Source organism: Pseudomonas oleovorans subsp. oleovorans, from assembly GCF_002197815.1.
GTDB classification, from domain to species: domain Bacteria; phylum Pseudomonadota; class Gammaproteobacteria; order Pseudomonadales; family Pseudomonadaceae; genus Aquipseudomonas; species Aquipseudomonas oleovorans.
Map to the genome: position 1 here is coordinate 94,497 of NZ_NIUB01000002.1, position 21,765 is coordinate 116,261.

Below are 21,765 nucleotides of genomic sequence, written 5' to 3' on the forward strand. Positions count from 1 at the left end.
CCTAAGTCGGCGCAACTAATCGGAGACTACCCAGATGAAATTCGCAGCCCTCAACGCCACCCTCCTCGCCGCTTTCGCCCCCATGGCCTTCGCCAGTGAGAAAGCACCCGTCAACACCAAAGTGGAAGTGCAGGAATACCAGTACGGCATGCAGCTGGACATCGACCAGGTTCTGCAGCGCACCGACAACAGCCGCAAGAGCGGTGTAGTGCCCAGCGTTCTGGTCTACCGCGACAGCCAGGGTCAAGTGCACGCCGTGCGGTTCATGGAGTGGGGCGGGCTGAGCAGCCAGAACGGCTAAGCATCCGTTGAACGCCTGCTGCTCGTCGGCACTGCCGGGCGTGCTTCGCTTCAGCCCACCGACACGAACTACAGCAGTGCCCCGGTCGTATCACGCAACCGGGGCACTGTCGCTTCAGCCTTGCAGGCGTTTGACCAGACGTGCCTGCAGCGCTTCCAGCTCGGCCGAGTCGGCCTTGGTGGCCGCGTGAATACCCAGCCCCTCGCCCTCGAAGCGCGGGATCACGTGCACATGGATATGGAACACCGTCTGCCCGGCAGGCGCACCGTTGAACTGTGCCACCTGCACACCAGCGGGTTGCAGTTCGTCGACGACAGCCTGGGTGACCTTCTTCACCACGGCCATGACCTTGGCCAGGCTGGCGTCGTCGATGTCCAGAATATTGCGCGCAGCAGCGCGCTTGGGGATCACCAGGCTGTGGCCCTTGGATTGCGGGAATAGATCGAGGAAGGCCAGTACATCGTCATCCTCGTAGAGTTTGTAGCAGGGCAAGTCGCCACGAATGATCAGGGCGAAGATGTTCTGGGGATCGTAAGTACCGTGCAGGCTCATACCGATGGGTTCCGTGCCAGGTGGATGAAAAACCCACCATACCGCCTCGCTCGCACGCAGGAAACAGGCAGGATCGCTCGAATCGATGACTACTAGCAGCTGGATCGATTTCCTGCGCCCCAACCACTCGTGTTCTGATCGCCTCTTTCGTAGAGGCTGTTCAGGATCTCGCGAGCTAGAGCGATACAAGGCCGATGGCGGCCCCGCAAAAACAAGCGAGGAAGCAGAGTGTACTTTTGTACATGAGCATTCCGACCGGGCTGGCGATCCAGCTTATTTTTAACGCAGTAGCGCCGATGCGCATCTGATCGTGAACAGGCTCTTAGGCCCATTCGACATGGAACTCCACATGACCGACCTCAGCACCTTCCACATCACCCGCAAATGGCCAGCCCAGCATCCCGAGCGCCTGCAGCTGTACTCGCTGCCCACGCCCAACGGGGTCAAGGCCTCGATCATGCTGGAAGAAATCGGCCTGCCCTACGAACCGCACCTGGTCAGCTTCGACAGCAACGACCAGTTCAGCCCCGAGTTTCTCTCGCTGGCGCCGAACAACAAGATTCCCGCCATCCTCGATCCCGATGGCCCCAATGGCCATCCGCTGGCGCTGTTCGAGTCCGGGGCGATTCTGATCTACCTCGCGGAAAAGACCGGCAAGCTGCTGCCACAGGACGCCGCTGCCCGCTACGAGACGATTCAATGGCTGATGTGGCAGATGGGCGGCCTGGGACCGATGTTCGGCCAGCTCGGTTTCTTCCACAAATTTGCTGGTGCAGAGTACGAAGACAAACGCCCGCGTGACCGCTACGTCGCCGAATCCGTTCGCCTGCTGGGTGTGCTCGACCAGCATCTGCAAGGCCGTGACTGGATTACCGGCGAGTACAGCATCGCCGACATTGCCGTATTCCCCTGGATTCGCAACCTGGTGGGCTTCTACGAGGCCGGTGATCTGGTGCAGTTCGAACGCTTCGCCAACGTGCGCCGCGTGCTCGATGCCTTCCTCACCCGCCCGGCGGTGCAGCGCGGGCTGAACATTCCCGCGCGCGGTTGATGATGTTGCGGGAGTCGGCCGCCGACTCCCGCATCGTTTCCCTTGCACTTGGCTTAGGTAGCCGCCGACACCTTTTGCTCGGCACCACGCTGATCGGCCTGCCCGACCAGGTACCAACCGAGCAATCCCCACAGCGCCGCACAGGCAGCGCCCACCAATGCCACCAGCCAGGCACCCTGAGCGATTGCGTACGCCGCCTGGAAAAGGAACTGGGCGTGCGCCTGCTCAACCGCACCACCCGCGGCCTGACGCCGACGGAAATCGGCGCGCGCCTGCTGGAGCGCCTGCGCCCCGCGCTGGACGAGATCAACACCGCGCTCAACGACCTGCAGGAAGATCCACAGAACCCGGCCGGCTCACTACGCCTGCATGTGCCCGGCGTGATCGCGCGGCACATCCTGCCGCAGCTGCTGGACGATTTTCTCGCTCGCTACCCTGCGTCTCGCCCCCGAGGGTCGCCTGGTCAGCTCGTCGCAGGATCTGCTGATCGCTGCAGCCTGCGCCGGTCACGGCATTCTCTACACCTTCGAGGAGTACATCGCGGCGCACCTCGCCAGCGGCCAGTTGCAACCCTTCATGCAGGACTGGTGGCAACACTTCGACGGGCCGTACCTGTACTACCACAGCAGGCGTCACGTACCGGCGCCGCTGCGAGCCTTCGTCGACTACGTGAAGGCCCTGAACGACGCCGGCCATCCATCTCCAAGCCCGAAATAGAGCGGCGGCCAATACCCAAGCAAAGCGCTGGGAGATTATAATTGCGCGCTTGCGTCTCGCCCTTCCAGGTCTCTCATGAACAACTCTGCATCCGACGCCGCGACGAGTCTGTCGCCGGGCGCGATCCTTCTCATTCAACTCGCCCTGGCCCTCGGCGGCTTCGCCATCGGCACCGGCGAGTTCGCCATTATGGGCCTGATGCCCAACGTCGCCGCCGATCTTGGCGTCAGCGAGCCGCAGGTCGGCCATGTGATCAGCGCCTACGCCCTCGGCGTGGTGGTCGGCGCACCGGTGCTGGCCCTGCTCGGCGCCCGCCTGCCAAGGCGCATCCTGCTTCTGCTGCTGATGGGCTGCTTCGCCCTCGGCAACTTCGCCAGCGCCCTGGCGCCGAGCTACGAGCCGCTGCTGATCTTCCGCTTTATCGCCGGCCTGCCACACGGCGCCTACTTCGGCATTGCCATGCTGGTGGCCGCCTCCATGGCGCCCCCGCACAAGCGCGCCAAGGCGGTGAGCCGGGTGCTGGCCGGCCTGACCGTGGCCATCCTGATCGGCAACCCGCTGGCCACCTGGCTCGGCCAGTTCATGAGCTGGCGCTACGCCTTTGCCCTGGTCGGCATCATCGCCATCACCACCATCGCCATGGTGGCGATCTTCCTCCCGGCCGACCCGCACGAGCAGCGCAGCAGCCCCTTGGGCGAGCTGCGCGCCTTCAACCGCGCGCCGATCTGGCTGGCCCTGGGCATCGGCTCCATCGGTTTCGCCGGGATGTTCTGCGTGTTCAGCTACATGGCGCCGACCCTGCTCCACGTCACCCAGGTCGGCCCCGGCTGGATTCCCCTGGCCATGGGCGTGTTCGGCGCCGGCTGCATCGTCGGCAACAGTGCCGGCGGCTGGCTGTTCGACCGCCTGCGCCTGCGCGCGGTGGCCTGGATTCTGGCCTGGAGCACGCTGGTGCTGCTGGCCTTTCCGTTCGCCGCGCACAGCCTGTGGACGATCCTGCCGGCGATCTTCGCCCTGGGCACCATGATCGCCCTTGGCCCGGCCCTGCAGACCCACCTGATGGACGTCGCCACGGGCGCGCAGACACTCGCCGCCGCATCCAACCATGCCGCGTTCAACGTCGCCAACGCCCTCGGCCCCTGGCTCGGCGGTCTGGCCATCAGCGCCGGCATGGGCTGGACGGTCACCGGCTACATCGGCGCAGCCACCGCCATCGGCGGCCTGCTGCTGTTCGCCTGGGCCTGGAAGGTGCAGCACAAAAACGGGGCGATCTGACAGATGCGAGATGCTGCGCCGGCAGGTATTGTCTACCTCCCGAGCCACTATCGCGTAACCCGCCCAATGATTGCCCAGCGTTTACGATTCGCCCTGGTCGCTACCAGCCTGCTCACCGCGCTGACCGCCCACGCACAGGTGGAAGTCGAAGCTAACGCCGGCCTGCTGGCGGTGAAGATTTCCGAAGAGATCGTTCCGGGCGATTACGAGAAGCTGCTGGCTGGCTTGCGCGCCAACCCGGGCAAGCACAAGCGCAAGATCGTCCTGCTCGACAGCATCGGCGGCAGCGCCCCGGAGGCCATCCGCATGGGTCGCCTGCTGCGCGAAACCGGCTTCGAGGCGCTGGTGCCTTCAGGCGGCATGTGCCAGGGCAGTTGCATCTATTTGCTGGCGGCTGGCAGCAAACGCACGGTCAACGGCCACGTTGCCCTGCGCCGACCACCCTTCTCCGCAGGTGACTCGGCGCTGGCACAGGCCGCCCACGGCAGCCAGCCATTCAGCCCAGCCAGGTACTTTCGTGACATGGGTGTCGACGTAAGCCTGGCGGAAGACATCTACCAGGTCGCGCCAGGACGCTTGCGTCTGCTGAGCCAGGATGAGCTGGTGCGCTATCGGTTGAAATAGCGAGACGGACTTGCGGGGATAATGCCCCTGCATCACTCGATGCCGGTTTTTTCAGGTTCTTCGCATCCTCGCGGGGAGGATACGCTTGATACCGGACTGGCAATTACGTGTTAGCTGTCCATGGCTTGACACTATTCGTTAGCGTGTCGTCTGATCTGATGGGTTTCGCCCGCAAGGGGCGCAACCCAAACGCTCAGCGCACGCGGTAACGGATAGTGCTAAGTCAGTAAACGGTACGCGCACAAACTTGCCAATCCGGTACTTACTAGCACTTTCCCCAAACTATGCGAAGAACCTTTTTTCATCAGAACAGGAAGGTCAGCGCCAGGTTGAACAGCATCGCGGCGACGAAGCCGATGGGCGCGGCGCGTATGCCCGTGAACTGTCCCTCGGGGTGTTGATGGCCAACCACAGCAGTCCTTCCGGCGCTGGGTCTGCGCAGGACGCCGCGCGTTCTGGGCGCCCGGTGGGCGACAGGTGGTAAGCGCGGTCGGCACGGGTGACTGCCTGGTGATCGCGCGCCGTCGCCAGGGCATCTGGCAAGGTCAGATGCAGGAGTTATCTCTGGACAACTGATCAGGTCGCTTTGAACGCCTTCACTCGCTCCAGCCAAGCCAGGTCGAGCCGCGTCTGCTCGATATCCAGCCCCTGCTGCTCCATCGCCTCGCGATGGCTATCGATCTCGCGCACCATCTGGCTCAGCTCGCTGGAGTTGCCGTCGAGCTGATGCATCTGGGTCACCCCCAGGTGGTAGAAGCGCAGCAGCTTCATCGCGCTGTCATCGCCCTGCGCCACGCCCGCCTTGACGTGATGCATGACGTTGGTGACACGCATCAGGCTGCGCTTGAGTCGCCAGCCGTAAACGGCCGGCGCCATGAACGGCCGCGACCAGAGTCGCTGGCGCACCAGGGCAATGGTCAGGCCGAGCCCCGCCAGCACACCGAGCAGGTTCCATTTGAAGTTGTCGCCACCGGGCGTGCCGAACAGCTGCGTGCTCAGCGTGGCGCAGAGCATGGCCAGCGCCACGAAGATGACCGCGATCACCATGGTGCTGCGGCGGGTCTGCTGGCGGTAGTAGGCGGGGTCGATGGGCTGGATTTCGAACATGAAACGCACTCTCGGAGCTGACAACATGGGGCGCCACCATGCACCATCGCGCCACTTCGGTCGAGCCCGGTGACAACCACAATTGCGACAGGATTCAACCCTCAACCGCCCTGCTTCAACCACTCGCTGGGACTCGCCCCCACCTTGCGGCGAAATGCGCGGGCCAGGGCCGAGGGGCAACGGCAGAGCGCGCTGGTGGTGGAATATGCGAGCAAGGCGTCGGCAGCACTGGAGCAGATCAACAGCCATATCGGCCGGATCAGCGCCCAGAACATCCAGGTCGCCACTGCCACCGAGGAGCAGTCCAGCGTGGTCGAGGACATCAACCGCAATATCGTCGACATCAACGAGCTGACCGTCGGCACCAGCCATATCGCCGATCAGCTCAACCAGGCCAGCAGCGATTTGCAGGCACTGTCGAGCCAACTCGATGGCCTGGTCGGGCGTTTCCGGTTGTAACCCCTCAAACCACTCGGTGCGCACGGTGCCCCCTAGGGTCGGACGCCGTACGCACCGAGCCACCTACAGGTCTTCGTCGATGCGCTCGCGCAAATAGGTGTAGAAGGGGTTGGACGTCATACGCTGCAAACTATCGAGCCCCACCACCAGCACGCCGTGCTCACCGCGCGGTGCCAGCGTGCCAAGGGCTACGCCGTAGAACTCCTCGGAGGTCGGTTCGCTGCCATACAGCGGATCGTCCGTGGGGAACGGCAGTGCAACGTGTGACAGCGAGAACAGCTGGCTCGGGTATTCGACGTTCAATGGCGTCACCCGCGCCTCACGCTCGCCGGCTGCGATTCGTCGCGCCTCGACCTGACGACCACCGCTCTGCGCAACACCCACCACCGTCAGGTCGTAGTCACGCTGGGCCGGTGGCAGCAAGGTTTCGAGCAAGCCGCTCATGTCCGCCCGCAGCAGCGAGCTGGCCGCCTGCGAGCGGTTGATGTCGAAGATCACCAGTTCGCTGCCATTGTCCGGCAGACGCTCGAACAAATGGCGCACCACGGCCGGTGTACTCACGGTACTGTCGGCCAGCGACTGAAAGGCCAGCACCGGTGGCAATCGTGACAGACGGCCATCGGTTTCGGCTGCATCGAATGCGGCCTGCACCTCGCTGGTCAGCTCATAGGTCTGCCGCGCCGCGTGCACCGGGAAGGAGTTGTACTTGAACGGGTTGAACTCCGGCAGCACGTTCATCCAGGCCGACTTGGCGAAGGCCGGCAGCAACGCCGGCAGGGCCGCCAGCCCGGCGTAACGGGCGTAGCTGGTGACGCCGATCATCGGCGAGATCAGCACCAGGCGTTGCGGCATGGCCAGTTGCCCGTCCCCCAGCGCCGCCAGGCTGTAGCGCAGCGCCAATGCACCGCCATTGGAATAGCCGACGAGATACAGCGGCCCGTCCGGTACTTGGCGCCGCGCCTCGCGCACGGCCAGGCGGGTAGCCGCCAGCCATTGCTCCCAGTGCGCAGCAGTGAGCGCCGCCGGTACCGTGCCATGGCCGGGCATGCGCGGCACCACCGCTAGCAGCCCCTGTTCGCTCAGGTGCTGGGCGATATGGCGCAGGCTGTACGGCGAGTCGGTCAGGCCATGTAACAACACCACCACGCCCCGCGCCGGACCTGGCGGCTGCAGAATGAAGGAACGATTCCAGTCGCGCGGCAGATTGCCGGGGTAGACCGGGCTGTCGCTGGCGTAGCGGCTGTATGGCGCCGTGCCGGAGGCCGTGACCGGCTCGATCAGTTCGCGCTGCAGGCGTTCGAACAGGGTCGCCTCGGCGGCCAGATAGGCTTGCCAGTCGGCAGCGTCCAGCTCGCTGACCTCCATCTCCTGCGGCACCAGGCGATGCCAGGACTCCAACTCGGGCAACGACGATAGCCCGGCGATGCGTATGCCGAGCAAGGCCACCACGATCAACAACAGCACTACCAGCGTCCAGGCCATCGCAATGCGCGGTAAACGCATCAAGCGCCTCCCTCAAAATCTCTGGCCGGGAAAATCCGTCCCGGCGACCGGCTTGGGGACTTTAGTGCAAAGCGACGCCCGACCACCACTGGGTTGGCCTTTAAGGTCTGTATCGGTGCCATGCGACTCAGTAGGCTGCGTGGTCTGGAAGCAAGCCAGAAGCGCTGGATGAACTGAGCAGGCAAGCAACTGGCAGTGCTGATAGGCTGCGCACATGAATCTCGCCGCGCTACTCCAGACACTCATTGCCAAGGACCCACAGCGCCTGCGCATCCTGCAGCAGGTACGCGAGCTCGACCTGCCCGATTGCTGGGTGGCCGCCGGTTTCGTACGCAGTGCGGTCTGGGATCACCTACACCAACGCACGCCCTCCCCGCTGCCAGAAGATATCGACGTGATCTGGTTCGACCGCAGCCAAACCTCCCCCACTCGCGACGCTGAACTGGAGACGGTACTGCGCCACAGGGACGAATCGCTGCAGTGGTCGGTGAAGAATCAGGCACGCATGCATCTGCGCAATGGCGATGCGCCTTACGCCTCGGCTACCGAAGCGATACGGCATTGGCCGGAAACCGCGACGGCGGTGGCCATAAGGCTCGATGAACAAGACAGGCTGGAAGTCGCCGCGCCGCTCGGCCTGGAGGATCTGTTCGGCCTTATCGTGCGCCCAGCCGGGCGCTTTCAGAACGCGAAGAGTCAGATCTACCAACAGCGCCTACATGACAAGAACTGGCTGGCCACCTGGCCGAAGTTGAAGGTGATTGCGTAGGGTAGATCGGGCTTCAATAGCGACAGGCTGGCAGGTGCCAGCAAAGCTTCGCCCCGAGGCGGGGCTCCTACACAGAGCGCTCTCCAAAACGATCAAGCATCCGGGGAAGCGAGGCACCTGCGGGCATATCAGCCTGCGCCCCTACTTCCAGGCGCAATAACACCCCACCGCCAAACCACTGGCCAGGGAAACCTGGCGCCCCTGCGTCAGCGCATCGAGCACCGGTTCGACGAAGCTGTTGCTGGAATTACATACCAACCCCTCGCTGTAAGGGCCGGCATAGGCCAGGTTGCCGTCGCGATCCCAGATCGCCAGGCCGGGCTGGCTGGCAGCGATTGCATGCCCTCGATACCCGGCAAGGGCTTGATCCGCCCGCGCAGGAACGGCGCGATCTCACCCTTGCTGCCCGGCTTCTGCACGCTGTAGAACGCCACATCGGCATTGCGATGCAGGCCGATCAGATAGCGCAGGTGCGCGTCGGTCTCCGCGTTGCAGGGGCAATCCCAACGCGAATGAGACCAGGGCCAGCGAGCTCAGGCGGCAGCTTCAGCCCGCCCTGACCGAAGATCACCGTCTGCTCGGCATAGGGCCGCAAATACGCCGCGCCGCTAAGCCACCAGATCAGTACCACGATGCCCAGCGCCAATACGCAGAAGCCCACCACCAGGTGCTTGAAGCTCAGGCGTTGCAGCAGGTTCATGGCTGATGGCCAAACTTGCGCAGGAACTGCTTCTCCATTTCCTGACAACTTTCCTCGGTGAAGCTACGTTCGGTGGCCTGCGCACTTTTCCAGCAGGCTTCGATGGCCTGGCGCTCGGCCGCCTCGATCTCGCCATCCTGGGGGGGTCATGATGTAGATGAGGCCGGCGATATCAGCACCACGAACGCCAAGCCAGCCAGAAACAGGCCCAGGCAGCCACGGCGCCCCAGCCCGACGTTTTCATCATTCACACTCATCGTTTTTCAGTTTCCGCATTCATCAGTGGATAGCTCGCCCCACCGCCGGGGCGAGCGCCGATCATCAACTTTCAACCAGCGTCCACTGCTTGCTCAGGCGCTTGTCCGACACCGCCATCTTGGTGCCCAGTTGCTGGGCGAACAGCGACACGCGGTATTCCTCCAGCATCCAGCGGTACAGCGTCAGCTCCGGATCACGCTTGCCCTCCTGAGCATGCTTGGCAGCGCGGACCTTGTACTGCTCCCAGTAGCCGGCCAGTTCGCCCGTCCACACGCGGTCGCGTTGCACCTGCGCGCCGACCTTGTCCAGGCGCTGCTCGATGGCCTTCAGATAACGCGGAATTTCCTTGAGCCATTCGCCCGGCGTTTCGCGCACGAAGCCGGCATACACCAAGTTCGCCAGTTGCTGCTTGATATCGTTGAGCGCCATCGCCTGGGCCAGATCGATCTTGCCCTTGAAGCGCTTCTGCAGGCCATGGTGCAGCTTGAGGATCTCCAGCACCAGGCGGGCGATGCGTTCGGCGTGGGCCGTCCAGTCACCGCGCTTGCGCTCGGCCAGTTGCGCCAGGGCCGCACCGTCGCGCGGCAGCGTGGCTTCGCCTTCGAGGATGCAGGCGTCCAGGCTGGCCAGCAGGATGTCCTCGACCAGCGCCTCGACGCGGCCGATATCGCGATACAGCAAACCCAGTTCGGTCAGCCCCGGCAGCTTGCTACGCAGGAACTTGGCCTGCTCGGCCAGCTGTTGCAGCAGCAGACGTTGCAGCGCACGGCGGTGCTGGAAGTCGGCCTCGGCCTGGGTCGGGAAGCGCCCTTCCTTGACCACGCCCGCTTCTTCCACCAACGCCGGATAGACCGTCATCGACAGCCCGGCGATCTTCTGCTGAGTCTTCTCCGCCACCTGGGCGAAGGCCTTGGCCTCCACCGTTTTCGGCGTCTTGTCCTGCTGCGGAATGGCCAGCGCAGCCTGGCTGGCTTCGGCGAAGCGCGCGGTCAGCTCAGCCAGGTCGCGGCCCTCGCCGAGGAACTTGCCCTGGGCATCGACCACCTCGATGTTCATCTTCAGGTGGTTTTCCAACCCGGCGGCGGATTCCTGCCAGGCCTCGTCGGGCACTCGCGCACCGGTCATGCGCAGCAACTCATGCCCCAGCGCCTGCGGCAGCGAACCCTGGCCAAACACCAACTTGTCCAGCGCCGCACCGACGAAGTCCGGCACCGGCACGAAGTTCTTGCGCAGCGCCTTGGGCAGGCCGCGCACCAGCGCCACGCACTTGGCTTCCAGTAGGCCCGGCACCAGCCACTCCAGACGCTCGGGCGGCAGTTGCGGCAACAGCGGCGCCGGCACACGCAGGGTCACGCCATCACGCGGGTGGTTGGGTTCGAAGTGATAGCTCAGCGGCAGTTGCAGTTCGCCGATACGCAAGGTGTCCGGGTACTGCGCGGCGGTGACTTCCTTGGCATCACGGGCCAGGGCGTCCTCCTCACGCATGATCAACAGCTGCGGGTCGGCGGCGCTGCCTTTCTTGTACCAACTCTCGAAACTCGCGGCCTGATAGATGTCCTGCGGGATACGCGCATCGTAGTAGCCGAACAGGGTTTCCTCGTCAGCTAGGATGTCGCGGCGGCGCGACTTGGCCTCCAGCTCGTCGAGGCGTTCGAGCAACTGGCGGTTGGCGGTCAGGCAGCGCACGCGACTGTTGATCTCGCCACGCACCAGGCCCTCGCGAATGAACATCTCACGGGAAACCTGCGGGTCGATGGGGCCGTAATGCACCGGGCGGCGGCCGACGATGATCATGCCGTACAGGGTGACCTGCTCGTATGCCACCACCTGGCCGCGCTTCTTCTCCCAGTGCGGTTCCAGATGGTTCTTCTTCACCAGATGCGCCGCCAGCGGCTCGATCCAGTCCGGCTCGATCTTCGCTACCATACGGGCGAACAGCTTGGTGGTTTCCACCAGTTCGGCGGCCATCACCCAGTTAGGCTTCTTACGCCCGATCACGCTGGACGGATGAATCCAGAAACGTCGCTGACGCGCGCCGAGGTAGTCGCCCTCCTCGGTCTTCTGGCCGATCTGGCTGAGCAGGCCGGCGAGAATCGCCTTGTGCACGGCGGCGTAATTCTTCGCCCGCACCACCGCCTCACTGGCCTCGGCCTGCTGACGGGCAATGGCGTTGACGCGGGTATCCTTGGTCGGCGCGACGGGTTCGTTGTAGGAGCCGGCTTGCCGGCGATCAGACGGATCGCCCGCAAGCGGGCTCCTACCCGATCCACGCCCGCCTTCGAGCTTCAGCTCGCGGGCGATCAGCACCAGTTGCCGGTGCGCATCGCGCCATTCGCGCAGACGCATGTAATTGAGGAAGTTCTTCTTGCACCAGGTACGCAGCGGGTTGCTGCCCAGCTCCTGGCGTTTTTCCTCGAAGCCGCGCCACAGGTTGATCAGCGCGGCGAAGTCGGAATCCACATCCTTCCACTGCGCGTGCGCCTGATCGGCGGCCTGCTGGCGATCCATCGGTCGCTCACGCGGGTCTTGCACCGACAGCGCGGCGGCGACGATAAGGATTTCCTCCAGGCTGCCCTGCTTGGCGCCTTCCAGCACCATGCGTCCCAGGCGCGGGTCGATGGGCAGGCGCGCCAGTTGCCGGCCGATGGGCGTGAGTTGGCTTTCGCGATTGACCGCCGACAGCTCCTGCAACAGGTTGAAGCCGTCGCTGATGGCCTTGCCGTCTGGCGGCTCGATAAAGGGGAAGTCCTCGATACTGCCCAGACGCAGGTGCAGCATCTGCAAAATCACCGCCGCGAGGTTGGTGCGCAGTATCTCCGGGTCGGTAAATTCCGGGCGCCCAAGGAAATCCTCCTCGCTGTACAGGCGAATGCAGATACCCGGCTCGACCCGCCCGCAGCGGCCCTTGCGCTGGTTGGCGCTGGCCTGCGACACCGGCTCAATGGGCAGGCGCTGCACCTTGGCGCGGTAGCTGTAGCGGCTGATGCGCGCCGTGCCGCTGTCGATCACATAGCGGATGCCCGGCACGGTCAGCGAGGTTTCCGCGACGTTGGTGGCCAGCACGATCTTGCGCCCGGCCATGGGTGCGAAAATCTTCTGCTGCTCGGCCGGCGTCAGCCGCGCATACAGCGGCAGCACCTCGGTAAAACGCAGGTTGGCCTTGCGCAGCACCTCCGCCGCCTCGCGAATCTCGCGTTCGCCAGGCAGGAACACCAGCACATCGCCGGGGCGCTTGCCCACGTTGCGCTCGTGCTCGGTGATCTCGTCCAGCGCGGCGAGAATGCCCTGATCGATGGACAGGTCATCGAGCAGGCGCTCGCCCTCCTCGTCCACCTCGGCCGCCAGCGGGCGATACCAGGTTTCCACCGGGTAGGTACGACCGGACACCTCGATGATCGGCGCATCGTTGAAGTGTTTGCTGAATCGCTCCAGATCGATGGTCGCCGACGTGATGATCAGTTTCAGATCCGGGCGACGCGGCAGCAGGGTCTTCAGGTAGCCGAGCAGGAAGTCGATATTGAGGCTGCGTTCGTGGGCCTCGTCGACGATGATGGTGTCGTACTTTTCCAGAAAGCGGTCGTGCTGGGTTTCGGCGAGCAGGATGCCATCGGTCATCAGCTTGATCAGCGTGCCGTCCTTGCTCTGATCCTCGAAACGCACCTGATAACCGACCAGCTCACCCAGCGGCGTACCGATTTCCTCCGCTACCCGAGTCGCCACACTACGCGCGGCGAGACGGCGCGGCTGGGTATGACCGATCAGCCCATGCACACCCCGGCCAATCTCCAGACAGATCTTCGGCAACTGCGTGGTCTTGCCCGATCCGGTCTCACCGGCGATCACCACCACCTGGCTCTTCTCCAGCGCGGCCTTGATCTCGTCGCGCTTGGCCGCAATCGGCAGCGCATCGTCGTAACGCATCGCCGGAATGCTGCTACGCCGCGCCGCCACCTTGTCGCTGGACGCCTGGAAACGCTCCAGCCACTGCGCCAGCTTGGCCTCATCGGGATGCTTCTGCAGCTCATGCAACTGCCGGCGCAAGCGATGGCGCTCGGCAATCATGACGTGGTCGAGGTTCTTCTGCAGCGTGGCGAGGTCAGTCATCTGGATCGAGGCAATCAGGGCAAAGGCGCGATTGTCGCAGATTACGGCTTATGGCGGGCAGGCCATACCGCTGCGAAAGGGCGTGAGATTAAGGCGTAAGAGAGCGGTACCTTTCGACCAAAAGGTCGCGGTAGGGGCGGCAGGTAACTGCCGTCCCTACCGCGACCGACCAAAAGTAGTCAAATCACTCCAGTGCCACTAAAGCCCAGCGCGTAGGGCGGACTCAGGAGCAAAGCGAACAGTCCACCAGGCCACTCGGCGCAACCCACAGGTAAGGTGACGCAATGAAAAACGCCACCCGAAGGCTAGCCGTTGGGGAAATCTGTTGAAAGATTCCCCGATGGCCTGCGGTTACGGGCCCTATAAGCAAAAATCCCCAGCCGAGATATTTTCTGCTGGGGACTTCTGCTTTTTGGCTTTCAGATCATGACGTTAGCGATCTGCATCAACAGATTAAGCCAACGCCTTGCCCCGAAGGTGGCGTTTTCATCAGCAGGGACGAATCACTTCTTGCCCATCTTCTTCAGCTCTTCGTCGCGCAATTCGCGACGCAGGATCTTGCCGACGTTGGTGGTCGGCAGCATGTCGCGGAACTCGACGGCCTTGGGTACCTTGTAGCCGGTGAGGTTGGCGCGCATGTGCTCCATCACCTGCTCCTTGGTCACGCTCTCGCCTGGTTTGACCACCACGAACACCTTGATCGCTTCACCGGATTTCTCGTCAGGGATACCGATGGCGGCGCACTGCAGTACGCCCGGTAGAGTTGCCAGCACATCTTCCAGTTCGTTCGGGTAGACGTTGAAGCCGGACACCAGAATCATGTCCTTCTTGCGGTCGACGATACGCAGGTAGCCGTCTTCCTGGATCAGGCCGATATCACCGGTCTTCAACCAGCCTTCGGCGTCGAGGATTTCATCAGTGGCTTCCTGGCGCTGCCAGTAGCCCTTCATCACCTGCGGGCCTTTCACGCACAGCTCGCCGATTTCGCCGATGGCCAATTCCTGGCCGTCGTCGTTGACGATCTTGCACAGGGTCGAGGGCACCGGAATGCCGATGGTACCGAGCTGGATGGCGCTGAACGGGTTGACCGTGACCACCGGGCTGGTCTCGGTCATCCCGAAGCCTTCGCAGATGGCGCAGCCAGTGACTTCCTTCCAGCGCTCGGCGGTGGCCAGTTGCAGGGCCATGCCGCCGGAGACGGTGAGCTTCAGGCTGGAGAAGTCCAGCTTGCGGAAGTCCTCGTTGTTGCACAGGGCAACGAATAGGGTATTGAGGCCAACGAAACCGGTGAAGCGGTACTTGGCCAGGTCCTTGACCACCGCCGGCAGGTCGCGCGGATTGGTCAGCAGGATGTTGTGGCCACCGATCAGCATCATCGCCATGCAGTGAAAGGTGAAGGCGTAGATGTGATAAAGCGGCAGCGGCGCGATCAGCACCTCGCAACCTTCATTGAGGTTGGCGCCCATCAGCTCTTTGACCTGCAGCATGTTGGCCACCAGGTTGCGATGGGTCAGCATCGCGCCCTTGGCTACACCAGTAGTGCCACCGGTGTACTGCAGCACGGCGATGTCATCGTTGCTCGGGTTGGCTTCGGTGAAGGACTGGCCACGACCCTTGGCAAGGGCATCGTTGAACTTGACCGCCTTGGGCAGGTTGTAGGCCGGCACCATCTTCTTCACGTGCTTGATCACGGCATTGACCAGCAGACGCTTGAAGGTCGGCAGCATGTCGCCGACTTCGGTGACGATCACGGTCTTGACGCCGGTCTTGGGCACGACCTGTTCGGCCAGATGGGCCATGTTGGCCAGGCAGATCAGCGCCTTGGCGCCGGAGTCGTTGAACTGGTGCTCCATTTCCCGCGCGGTGTACAGCGGGTTGGTGTTGACCACCACCAGGCCGGCGCGCATGGCACCGAAGACCACGACGGGGTACTGCAGGACGTTGGGCAGTTGCACGGCGATGCGGTCGCCGGGCTTGAGATCGGTGTGTTTCTGCAGGTAGGCGGCGAAGTCACCGGAGAGCTTGTAGATCTCGCCGTAGGTGAGCGTCTTGCCCAGGTTGCTGAAAGCAGGCTTGTCGGCGAAGCGTTGGCAGGACTCTTTCAATACCGCGAGGATATTCGGGTACTGATTGGGATTGATTTCGGCAGCAACCCCAACGGGATACTTGTCCTTCCAGAAGTTTTCGGTCATGGAAGCCCACTCCTAAGCAACAGCTGATCTTAACCGCGCAACGGCGGTTGTTTGTTGTGTATTTAGCTCGCTTTCCCGCTGGCCCAAGGCCCGGAAGCGCGCCGAGAGTAGCAGCTTTGCCAGAGGCCCACCAGCACCAAGAACGGCCTACGCAGTCGTAAAAGTGACCGAAAAGGACCAACAAGTCACAACGCGAGTTTTCTGCCGATGATCGACGAAAAGCCTCTAGCCCGCATATTGCAGCGCTTGGAGCCTAGCGCGTAAGTGTGTCCGCTGCAGTGCGGTAGCGCATGCAACAGGCAGTGGCGGTTACGAAATCACAACAATTGGACTGCCGACGGCAGCAGGAGGCGGGAAGCCCCTTCCCTGCAGCGGGAAGGGGCTCTGGGGTCAGGCGATATCGCGCAGCTCGCGGCGCAGGATCTTGCCGACCGGGGTCATGGGCAGGGCGTCCTTGAACACGATGTGCTTGGGCACCTTGTAGCCGGTGAAGTTTTCCTTGCAGTAGGCCTTGAGTTCTTCCGCGGTGACACCGCCGTCACGCGGCACCACGAACAGCTTGACCACCTCCCCGGATTTCTCGTCCGGCACACCGATAGCGGCGCAACTGGCGACCTTCGGGTGGGCCATGACCACATCCTCGATCTCGTTGGGATACACGTTGAAGCCGGAGACGATGATCATGTCCTTCTTGCGGTCGACAATACGCACGAAGCCGTCCGGGTCGATCACCGCGATGTCGCCAGTCTTGAACCAGCCCTCGGCGTCGAGCACTTCGGCGGTCGCTTCCTCACGCTGCCAGTAGCCCTTCATCACCTGCGGGCCCTTGATGCACAGCTCACCGCGTTCGCCCAGCGGCAGCTCGTTGCCGTCGTCGTCGATCACCTTGAACGCCGTGCCCGGCACCGGAATACCGACCGTACCCAGGCGCGCCCTATCGCCATAAGGGTTGGTGCTGGCCACCGGCGAGGTTTCGGTCAGGCCGTAACCTTCGACCACAGTGCAGCCGGTTATCTGCTGCCAGCGTTCGGCGGTGGCCTTGACCAGCGCGGTACCACCGGAGTTGGTGACCTTGAGGCTGGAGAAATCGAGGTTCTTGAACTCCGGGTGATCCATCAGCGCAACGAACAGGGTGTTGAGACCCAGCAGCGCAGAAAACTTCCACTTGCCCAGCTCCTTGACGAAGCCGGGGATGTCGCGCGGATTGGTGATCAACACATTCTGGTTGCCGTTGAGCATCATGCACATGCAGTTCGCGGTGAAGGCATAGATGTGGTACAGCGGCAGCGGCGCGATCATGATCTCCTGCCCCTGTTTCATCAGCGGCGTGCCGTCATCACCGAGCTGCGCCAGGCAGGCGTCCACCTGCAGCATGTTGGCCACCAGGTTGCCGTGGGTGAGCATGGCGCCCTTGGCCACACCGGTGGTGCCGCCGGTGTATTGCAGCACGGCGATGTCGTCGTGGCTGGCTTTGACCGGCGTCAGCGTCTGGCCGTGACCCTGCTTGAGCACCTGCTTGAAGGCAATGGCCTGGGGCAGATGGTAGTCGGGCACCATCTTCTTGACCTTCTTCACCACGGTGTTGACCAACCAGCCCTTGAGGCTTGGCAGCAGGTCACCCATCCTGGCTTCGATCAGGTACTCGATCTCGGTATCCGGCAGCACTTCCTGCACCAACTTGCCGAACATGTTCAGGTACACCAGCGCACGCACCCCGGCATCCTTGAACTGGTGGCGCATCTCACGAGCGGTGTACAGCGGGTTGGTGTTGACCACGATCAGCCCGGCGCGCATGGCGCCGAACACGGCGATCGGATACTGCAACACGTTGGGCATCTGCACCGCGATACGATCGCCCGGCTTGAGGTCGGTGTGCTTCTGCAGGTAGGCGGCGAAGGTCGCGGAGAGACGATCCAGCTCGGCATAGGTCAGCGTCACGCCGAGATTGCTGAAGGCCGGACGGTCGGCAAAGCGCTTGCATGAGCGCTCGAATACTTCGATCACCGACTTGTAGCTGGACAGGTCGATATCGTTAGGCACGCCGGGAGCGCGCTTGTCGTTCCAGAAATCAGGTTGCATTGTTCTTGTCCTCTTCCCCTGAAGTGATCTGGCCCGCAGTGCGGGACTGCCCGGAAAGTAGCAGTTCAGAGCGGCGCCGCAAATAGCTCGAAGGCGTCATTGATGGGCTGAATTTCGCTATAAATGCAGTGATTCGTAACCGATCTTTACGACTCACGGGAAATTCGCCCACGCTTTGCCTGACACCCGTCAGGGTGCACAATGCCGCCAATCTCCGGCACAAGGATTAGCCATGCGCCACAACACCTTTCCCCTGGCCACCCAGGACGGTCTGCACCTGCACGTCAACCACTGGCACGCGGATCAACCGCCACGCGCGGCGGTCATGCTGGCCCATGGCATGGCCGAGCACAGCCTGCGCTACGCACGCCTGGCTGAAGCCCTGGTCGCGGCAGGCTTCGCGCTCTACGCGCTGGATCAGCGCGGCCATGGCGCTACCGCCGAACGCGGTACCCTTGGCCACTATGCTGATGAAGACGGCTGGAGCAAGGTGGTCGGCGACCTGTCCACCCTCAACCACCACATTCGCCAGCAGCACCCGCATACGCCAATCTTCCTGTTCGGCCACAGCATGGGCAGCTACATCGGCATGGCCTATCTGCTGGGCCATAGCTGCAGCCTGCAGGGCGCCGTGCTCTGCGGCTCCAATTACCAGCCCGTGGCGCTGTACAAGGCCGCCAGACTGATCGCCGGCTTCGAGCGCTGGCGCCTGGGCCCCAAAGGGCGCAGCAAGGTCATCGATTTTCTCTCCTTCGGCTCGTTCAACAAAGCCTTCAAGCCCAACCGCACGGCCTTCGACTGGCTCAGCCGCGACCCGGCGGAAGTGGACAAATACGTGACCGATCCGCTGTGCGGTTTCGTCTGCACCACGCAGTTGTGGTGCGACCTGCTCGATGGCCTGCAGCACATCACCCCGCCCAGCAACCTGGCGCAGATCGATGCCGACCTGCCGCTGCTGGTGATCGGCGGCTCGCGCGACCCAGTCAGCGACGGCAAGCGCCTGGGTGATCTGGCTGGCGCCCTGCGCGAGGCCGGCGTGCGCGACGTGCAACTGAAGATTTATCCCGAGGCCCGTCATGAGCTGCTCAACGAGAGCAATCGCGACGAGGTCACCGCCCACCTGATCGACTGGCTGCAGCAGGCGCTGAGCCATGGTCGAAGCCCAATCAAGGAGTGTCCATGACTCAGGTCACCAATATCCCTTACGAAGCCCTCAGCGTCGGCCAGCAAGCCAGCTTCGAAAAGCAGGTGCAAGAGCGCGACGTGCAGCTGTTCGCGGCAGTATCGGGCGATAACAACCCGGTGCATCTGGACGCCGCCTTCGCCGCCGAGACGATGTTCAAGGAACGCATAGCCCACGGCATGTTCACCGGCGCGCTGATCAGCGCTGCCATTGCCTGCAACCTGCCCGGCCCGGGCACCATCTACCTTGGACAGCAGCTCAAGTTCACCCGCCCGGTGAAACTCGGCGACACCCTCACCGTGAAACTGGAAGTGCTGGAAAAGCTGCCAAAGAACCGCGTGCGCATCGCCACCCGCGTGTTCAACCAGGACGGCAAGCAAGTGGTCGACGGCGAAGCCGAAGTGCTCGCCCCGAGCGCCGAGCAGACCGTGACCATGCCACCGATGCCGCAGGTGACCGTCAACTGATGCACTGGACGCGGGTGTGCGGCCTCAAGGTCGCGCGCCAGCCAGGATCGAAGCGCTGACCGGCTGCTCGCCATAAGAGTCGCACGAACGCAGGCACACACGCATCGCGTCGTCGCCTGCCTGAGAGGAGATCCGATGATCATCCACAATGCCCGCCTGCGCGGCCGCGACGGCCTGCACCGCATCACCCTGGACGGCGAGCGCATCGCCGCCGTCGAGGCCCAGCACGCCCTGCATCCCATCGCCGAGGGCGACCTGGACGCAGCCGGCAATCTCGTGGTGCCGCCCTTCGTCGAGCCACACATCCACCTCGACGCCACCCTCACCGCCGGTGAGCCGGCCTGGAACATGAGCGGCACGCTGTTCGAGGGCATTGAGCGCTGGGCCGAGCGCAAGGCGCTGGTCACCCATGAGGACACCAAGACCCGCGCCAAGAAGACCATCGACATGCTGGTCGACCACGGCATCCAGCACGTACGCACCCACGTCGACGTCACCGACCCGACCCTGGCAGCGCTCAAGGCCATGCTCGAAGTGCGCGAGGAAACCCGCCACCTGATCGACCTGCAGATCGTCGCCTTCCCGCAGGAGGGCATCGAGTCCTACGCCAACGGGCGCGCACTGATGGAGCAAGCCGTGGAACTGGGCGCCGATGTGGTCGGTGGCATCCCGCACTTCGAGAACACCCGTGACCAGGGCGTGTCGTCGATCAAGTTCCTGATGGAGCTGGCCGAACGCACCGGCTGCCTGGTGGACGTGCACTGCGACGAGACCGACGACCCGCAGTCACGCTTTCTCGAGGTGCTGGCCGAGGAGGCCCGCGTGCGCGGCATGGGCGCGCGGGTCACCGCCAGTCACACCACGGCCATGGGCTCCTACGACAACGCTTACTGTTCCAAGCTGTTCCGCCTGTTGAAGATGAGCGGCATCAGCTTCATCTCCTGCCCCACCGAGAGCATCCACCTGCAGGGCCGCTTCGACACCTACCCGAAACGACGCGGCCTGACCCGCGTGGCCGAGATCGACCGCGCCGGGATGAACATCTGCTTCGGCCAGGACTCCATCGTCGACCCCTGGTATCCGCTGGGTAACGGCAACATCCTGCGCATCCTCGAAGCCGGCCTGCACATCTGCCACATGCTTGGCTACGAAGACCTCAAGCGCAGCCTGGATCTGATCACCGACAACTCGGCGCGCGCCCTGGCGCTGGGTGATCGTTACGGGCTGGAGGCCGGTCGCCCGGCCAACCTGCTGATCCTATCGGCGCCGGACGATTACGAGATGGTGCGCAGCCAGGGCCACGCACTGGTGTCGGTACGTCACGGCAAGGTGCTGATGCGCCGCACGCCGGCACAGATCGAGCGCGCCTGATCACGTTCAATTGGTCGCAGGGTGGATGACGCTTCTTTCATCCACCATTGCGTCAGTCCAAGCGGTGGACAAGCTTCGCGTTGCCCATCCTTCGGACTGTAGGAGCCCCGCCCCGGGGCGAATAGTGGGTTCAACTCATTATCGACGTTGCCTGAACCATTCGCCGCGAGGCGCGGCTCCTACCAGTCAGAACCGCGCTACTCCACCCTTACGCTGGCGGTCATGCCGGCGCTCAGCACCATGCTCTCGGGTACCTGATCGAGCTTGATGCGCACCGGAATGCGCTGCGCCAGGCGCACCCAGTTGAAGGTCGGCTCGACATTGGCCAGCAGTTGCCCATCCGGGCTGGCGTTGCGGTCGGTGATGCCACGACTGATGCTTTCGACCTCGCCACGAATCTGCTCATCACCGCCCATCAGCCACACCTCGACCGGCGCGCCAACCTGTATGCGCGGCAACTTGGTTTCCTCGAAGTACGCCTGCACGTAGAACGATTCGGTATCGACCAGCGCCATCACTGCCTGCCCGGCATTGATGTAGTTACCCTGCGCCAGCACCAGATTGGTGATCTGCCCATCGCGCGGGGCATACACTTCGCTGCGTGCCAGATTCAGCTCGGCTACACGCAGATCAGCCTGCGCTTCGCGGTATTCGCTGCGCGCCATCTCGGCGTTGATCTGCGCGTTTTCCAGCAGCTCGGCACTGATCGCCTGGGCGCCCAGACGGGAACGGCGCGATGCCTCGTGTTCTCGCAGACTCAATTGCTGGCGGCGAATATCCACCACCGCCTTGGCTTTCTCCACCGCCGCCTGATAGCGATCGCGGTCGATGCTCATCAGCAGATCACCCGCCTTGACCTGCTGGTTGTCGCGCACCTTGAGCTCGACCACCCAGCCGGACACGTCCGGGGCGATGGTCACCACGTCGGCGCGCACCCGAGCGTCGCGCGTCCAGGGCGAGTACATGTAGTGCTGCCAGATCCAGGAGCCGGCGAAAATCGCCGCCGTCACCATGGCCAGGGTGATGCCGACTCGAATGGTCGAACGCATGCTT

The 21,765-nt window shown here is 63.4% G+C and carries 17 protein-coding genes and 2 pseudogenes; 11 read left to right on the forward strand and 8 right to left on the reverse strand.

Features of this window, described 5'->3' with window-relative positions; translation table 11 throughout:
• Positions 1–34: 34 nt before the first annotated feature.
• Positions 35–301 carry a DUF2790 domain-containing protein gene (locus tag PSOLE_RS01420; RefSeq protein WP_004423944.1) on the forward strand — a complete coding sequence of 89 codons (267 nt, stop codon included), beginning with the start codon at positions 35–37 and terminating at the stop codon, positions 299–301.
• A 114-nt stretch (positions 302–415) separates the two neighbouring features.
• Here PSOLE_RS01420 and PSOLE_RS01425 read toward each other — a convergent pair whose 3' ends face one another.
• A complete protein-coding gene (locus PSOLE_RS01425) occupies positions 416–853 on the reverse strand; it encodes an HIT family protein (protein WP_004423942.1) in 438 nt (145 codons plus the stop codon).
• 349 nt (positions 854–1,202) lie between these two features.
• Between PSOLE_RS01425 and PSOLE_RS01430 the strand changes: the two genes are divergently transcribed.
• The 4 genes and pseudogenes from PSOLE_RS01430 (at position 1,203) to PSOLE_RS01445 (ending at position 4,520) form a co-directional block, all read left to right on the forward strand.
• Positions 1,203–1,904 carry a glutathione S-transferase N-terminal domain-containing protein gene (locus PSOLE_RS01430; RefSeq protein ID WP_074855655.1) on the forward strand — a complete coding sequence of 234 codons (702 nt, stop codon included), beginning with the start codon at positions 1,203–1,205 and terminating at the stop codon, positions 1,902–1,904.
• Between the two features lie 74 nt (positions 1,905–1,978).
• A pseudogene (locus tag PSOLE_RS01435) lies at positions 1,979–2,621 on the forward strand (LysR family transcriptional regulator).
• A 75-nt stretch (positions 2,622–2,696) separates the two neighbouring features.
• A complete protein-coding gene (locus PSOLE_RS01440; RefSeq protein WP_004423938.1) occupies positions 2,697–3,896 on the forward strand; it encodes an MFS transporter in 1,200 nt (399 codons plus the stop codon).
• Positions 3,897–3,962: 66 nt separating this feature from the next.
• Positions 3,963–4,520, forward strand: coding sequence for a COG3904 family protein (locus PSOLE_RS01445; RefSeq protein WP_039964469.1), 558 nt, complete (start codon positions 3,963–3,965; stop codon positions 4,518–4,520).
• 576 nt (positions 4,521–5,096) lie between these two features.
• On the opposite strand, the gene PSOLE_RS01450 is transcribed toward PSOLE_RS01445, so the two are convergent.
• Positions 5,097–5,627 carry a DUF3087 domain-containing protein gene (locus PSOLE_RS01450; protein WP_039964468.1) on the reverse strand — a complete coding sequence of 177 codons (531 nt, stop codon included), beginning with the start codon at positions 5,625–5,627 and terminating at the stop codon, positions 5,097–5,099.
• A 195-nt stretch (positions 5,628–5,822) separates the two neighbouring features.
• On the opposite strand from PSOLE_RS01450, the gene PSOLE_RS01455 reads away from it, so the two are divergent.
• Positions 5,823–6,086 carry a hypothetical protein gene (locus PSOLE_RS01455; protein WP_039964467.1) on the forward strand — a complete coding sequence of 88 codons (264 nt, stop codon included), beginning with the start codon at positions 5,823–5,825 and terminating at the stop codon, positions 6,084–6,086.
• A 63-nt stretch (positions 6,087–6,149) separates the two neighbouring features.
• Here PSOLE_RS01455 and PSOLE_RS01460 read toward each other — a convergent pair whose 3' ends face one another.
• Positions 6,150–7,589 (reverse strand): alpha/beta hydrolase, encoded by a 1,440-nt coding sequence (locus PSOLE_RS01460; RefSeq protein ID WP_074855653.1) that lies wholly within the window; start codon positions 7,587–7,589, stop codon positions 6,150–6,152.
• A gap of 214 nt (positions 7,590–7,803) precedes the next feature.
• Between PSOLE_RS01460 and PSOLE_RS01465 the strand changes: the two genes are divergently transcribed.
• Complete coding sequence (locus PSOLE_RS01465; protein WP_004423926.1) at positions 7,804–8,358, forward strand: nucleotidyltransferase family protein; 555 nt, start codon at positions 7,804–7,806, stop codon at positions 8,356–8,358.
• A gap of 141 nt (positions 8,359–8,499) precedes the next feature.
• Here the strand turns inward: PSOLE_RS01465 and PSOLE_RS25090 are convergent.
• A pseudogene (locus tag PSOLE_RS25090) lies at positions 8,500–9,058 on the reverse strand (DUF6436 domain-containing protein).
• A gap of 5 nt (positions 9,059–9,063) precedes the next feature.
• On the opposite strand from PSOLE_RS25090, the gene PSOLE_RS24075 reads away from it, so the two are divergent.
• Entirely contained in the window at positions 9,064–9,210 is a 147-nt protein-coding gene (locus PSOLE_RS24075) for a hypothetical protein (protein ID WP_158212577.1), read from the forward strand.
• Positions 9,211–9,379: 169 nt separating this feature from the next.
• On the opposite strand, the gene hrpA is transcribed toward PSOLE_RS24075, so the two are convergent.
• The 3 genes from hrpA to fadD2 all read right to left on the reverse strand — a co-directional run bounded on the left by hrpA (position 9,380) and on the right by fadD2 (position 17,691).
• Positions 9,380–13,420 (reverse strand): ATP-dependent RNA helicase HrpA, encoded by a 4,041-nt coding sequence (gene hrpA / locus PSOLE_RS01480; RefSeq protein ID WP_074855651.1) that lies wholly within the window; start codon positions 13,418–13,420, stop codon positions 9,380–9,382.
• Positions 13,421–13,923: 503 nt separating this feature from the next.
• Positions 13,924–15,612, reverse strand: coding sequence for a long-chain-fatty-acid--CoA ligase FadD1 (gene fadD1 / locus PSOLE_RS01485; RefSeq protein WP_074855649.1), 1,689 nt, complete (start codon positions 15,610–15,612; stop codon positions 13,924–13,926).
• Between the two features lie 390 nt (positions 15,613–16,002).
• Positions 16,003–17,691, reverse strand: coding sequence for a long-chain-fatty-acid--CoA ligase FadD2 (fadD2, locus tag PSOLE_RS01490; RefSeq protein ID WP_074855647.1), 1,689 nt, complete (start codon positions 17,689–17,691; stop codon positions 16,003–16,005).
• Between the two features lie 232 nt (positions 17,692–17,923).
• Here fadD2 and PSOLE_RS01495 point away from each other — a divergent pair, with 232 nt between their 5' ends.
• The 3 genes from PSOLE_RS01495 to codA all read left to right on the forward strand — a co-directional run bounded on the left by PSOLE_RS01495 (position 17,924) and on the right by codA (position 20,712).
• Positions 17,924–18,874, forward strand: a complete 951-nt coding sequence (locus tag PSOLE_RS01495; RefSeq protein WP_074855645.1) for an alpha/beta hydrolase — start codon at positions 17,924–17,926, stop codon at positions 18,872–18,874.
• Entirely contained in the window at positions 18,871–19,341 is a 471-nt protein-coding gene (locus tag PSOLE_RS01500; protein WP_074855643.1) for a MaoC family dehydratase, read from the forward strand. The genes PSOLE_RS01495 and PSOLE_RS01500 overlap by 4 nt, the downstream gene beginning before the upstream one ends.
• A gap of 135 nt (positions 19,342–19,476) precedes the next feature.
• Positions 19,477–20,712 (forward strand): cytosine deaminase, encoded by a 1,236-nt coding sequence (codA, locus tag PSOLE_RS01505; RefSeq protein ID WP_074855641.1) that lies wholly within the window; start codon positions 19,477–19,479, stop codon positions 20,710–20,712.
• Between the two features lie 197 nt (positions 20,713–20,909).
• Here codA and PSOLE_RS01510 read toward each other — a convergent pair whose 3' ends face one another.
• On the reverse strand, positions 20,910–21,761 hold the full coding sequence (locus PSOLE_RS01510) for an efflux RND transporter periplasmic adaptor subunit (protein WP_074855639.1): 852 nt from the start codon (positions 21,759–21,761) through the stop codon (positions 20,910–20,912).
• Positions 21,762–21,765 lie beyond the last annotated feature (4 nt).